The organism is Methylophaga sp. UBA5088, assembly GCF_002414625.1.
Lineage (GTDB): Bacteria > Pseudomonadota > Gammaproteobacteria > Nitrosococcales > Methylophagaceae > Methylophaga > Methylophaga marina.
The window spans coordinates 33,063-36,100 of the sequence record NZ_DIAC01000036.1 but is presented as its reverse complement, the minus strand read 5'-3'; the positions used below and the strand labels follow the sequence as shown (position 1 = coordinate 36,100).

Annotated in this window: 2 protein-coding genes and 1 pseudogene; all 3 read right to left on the bottom strand. The window is 42.9% G+C overall.

The window, feature by feature from the left end; all coding sequences use genetic code 11:
* Positions 1-58 precede the first annotated feature (58 nt).
* On the bottom strand, positions 59-1,423 hold the full coding sequence (locus B4K20_RS05090) for a DUF3526 domain-containing protein (protein WP_289282110.1): 1,365 nt from the start codon (positions 1,421-1,423) through the stop codon (positions 59-61).
* Positions 1,420-2,832, bottom strand: a complete 1,413-nt coding sequence (locus B4K20_RS05085) for an ABC transporter permease (protein WP_289282109.1) — start codon at positions 2,830-2,832, stop codon at positions 1,420-1,422. The genes B4K20_RS05090 and B4K20_RS05085 overlap by 4 nt, the downstream gene beginning before the upstream one ends.
* Positions 2,833-2,843: 11 nt before the next feature.
* A pseudogene (locus B4K20_RS05080) lies at positions 2,844-3,038 on the bottom strand (TonB-dependent receptor); the annotation flags it as partial.

Here is a 3,038-nt window from a genome sequence, read left to right as displayed (position 1 = left end):
CGTTTTCCCTACGCCCAAAAAACCGGTGATGATATTTGTCGGAATTGGCTGCATGGTGTCAGCGTTCATGAAAAACGCTTACCTTGCGCCACAGTAACACCCCAAACACCAAACTCAGTAACAACAGTTTCAGAGAACCCTGCCAGATAAATACAGCATTATCAGGCTGGTAATTAAAACTGGGGATATCAGCAAAATCTGTTTTTTCAAAAGCGGTATCGAAGAAATAAAATGACCAGAAGAAATCACGTAATGACTGTTGATACTCTGCAACTTGCTGATTGAAATCAACATTCGCCAACATATCGCTATTCGCCAAGCGATTAAAACTGTATTGCATTGTCATTACTGGGGAAAACCATGAAAAAGCCTGGCCTTGCTGGTGACTGGCTAACTGACTCTGGTAACGTTTTTCGACTAGATCACTAACCACGACATCACTCATCTGCTGCTGCCCGTAATACCAACGCCAGTCAAATTCATCACCCAACGGGGCGGTAGGCGTCCATTGTGGAAACTTCGCGAGATAAGCCTCAAAGTCAGCTTTCTTATCTTTATCCCAGCTATCATTCATATATTGACGCTGCTCAAACACGATCGCTGCATCTTTCCCAGCTTCTTGTTGTTGAATTTGATAGAGATAAGCCATACCCGGCACAATAAATGTAAACACCAGCCAAATACTAATGAGTGACAGATAATTGAAACTGGCTTCTTTATTCAAAAATACAATCCAGCCACAAATCAGCCACCAACACAGTTGATACAAAACAACTTGTAGTAAGACTGCCAACCAACTGCTATCTATTGTGACCGATGTCATCCATGTGGCTAACACCAATAAAGTCATATTGACGGTCAATACCATCAAAGCGGGTACAGCCATCTTTCTGAAAATTAACTGTGTACCCTTCGATACCTGAGCCACTAACATTGGCCAGCGACCGCTACTTTTTTCATCGGCCAATAGATTAATAGTCATTGCACCAATCAATAGTGGCATCAGGTATAACCATAAAAAGGATAAATCAAATTGACCAAAACGCTGAGCGTCAGTATTGCCAAGCGCGTTAGCATTCACCTGACTCTGTAGACCTAACAATCTGACACGTAAATGATTGGCAGACTCATCACGTTCCCCCCGAAACAAGGCTGACCATGCCTGCGGTAGCTGAGCAACAGGATGAAATAAGTAATAGCCCATATAGCCAAGCTGTAATTGTTGTTTATCAAACTGCTCTTGATAGTGCTCAATCTCATTCTGATAAAAAGTTTCAGCCAACTGATAATGCTCTAATTCACGCTCATAGGTGACCTGACTTAGACTAATGGCAACAACGCCTGCAACAAGATAGGTCAACAACAACCATTTATTTAGCCTGTTCGCCCAAAACAGTTTCATTTCAATAGCAAACAGATTCATAGACTCACCTTCGGTCTGGTAAGAGTAATGGCCGCCAACAAACACAGGAACCAAACCATAATAACGGCAACAGAAGCGGCCATGGTTGGCCATTCTTGTTTTAACTTCGTCGCTTCATAATCAAACTTGGCCAGTTCAGACCAATGTGACTGAGATATACGTGTCTCACGGTCCTTAGCCAGATCGACTTCATGGATATGGATATCATTCAAAGACTGAATTAATTGATAACGGTAGGCTTCAGCTGCTTGTTCGAACTCTCTGATATGCTCATAACTGGTACCACTGAGTTGGTTGGATAGTCGACTCGTTACCAGGTAAGGCGATATTAGGGACAAACCAGAAACCCAGGCATTTTGTTTGGCTATCTGAGCTAAAAGCTGCTCATATTGCTGCTCAAAGACTTCACTGGTTATTCTCTCACCTTCCTGCATCAACAATCCCTTCCAATTCACAGGCAAGTCTTCAACACGATCAACGCCATATGCTTGTAGTGCTTTCTCTCGGAAATCATTGAAATACGGATCATCAGGATCGTGAGAGTCCCCGACTTTGGCAACAGCTTGTGTTGTTTGAATATCAAACACTGCTTTATCCGGTAAAGGATAACGCCACTCTGCTACCGCATAAGCTAGCTTTGGTAACACCACTACCATCACCAGCCACAGTAATAGAGATGAGGATAGGCTCTGATTATTCCCTTGTGCTAATGTCGATACCAATAAAATCAGACCGATCCATATCATGCAATACAGAAAATACAGTGCAAATAACATGGCAAAGCGTGCATAAACATCGCCACTTGCCTCGCCCAGCACCAAAAACAATGCGGCCACAGAAAAGACCAGTGCCAGAAAAAGTAGTGAAATAAATAAGAACGCTAATGCTTTGCCGACAATCAGTTGACGAAAACTGACGCCAAGCGCAATTACCTGTCTTAATGTGCCCTGCTGACGCTCACCACTGATACTTTTATAAGCTAACGCAATCAGCACTAAAGGCCAGACGACCAATATCAGCGTTGCGCCGGATAAATAACCCAACTGCATATAGCTATGGCTACTTAAATATTGCTTAAACTGACTGCTGTTTTGTCGATGTGCTTCCAAAAACAACACATTACCCACAAAAGGGTTTACACCAGCATCAATGAAACTTAATGGTGAGATAACTCGAAACACCATGGCACCATAATGTGCAGCTCGGTGCGGGTGACGGTCCGGCTGAGCTTCCCACTCGGCATCATTGGTTTCCTGCCACTGTTTTTGTACGGCAATAAAATCTTGCTGCTGTTGCCAGTGGCTAAAAGCCACTAGCACAGTCAACATAAGCATCAGGGGTAATAAAATTTTCAGCGTTTTATGACGCCATTGCTCCACTAATTCGTGACGCGCTATCGTAAAAAGCATGTCCACACCCATTAAAAGCGATACAGGACAGAAACAGAGGCATTGATACCGTCACCAGGAGAATAAATAATGTCTGAACCATTCTGAGAATTATCATAGACATATTCATAATATTCGTTGAACAAATTATTCACTTGCAGATTAATCGTTCCCCAGCCAGCGTCGTAGTCAACACTGGTATTAACCAGATTAAACTTACCGTACTT

Excerpts from the sequence above, each read along its gene's own strand:
- B4K20_RS05090 (WP_289282110.1), bottom strand. The coding sequence starts at position 1,423 with ATGAATCTGTTTGCTATTGAAATGAAACTGTTTTGGGCGAACAGGCTA.
- B4K20_RS05085 (WP_289282109.1), bottom strand. The coding sequence starts at position 2,832 with ATGCTTTTTACGATAGCGCGTCACGAATTAGTGGAGCAATGGCGTCAT.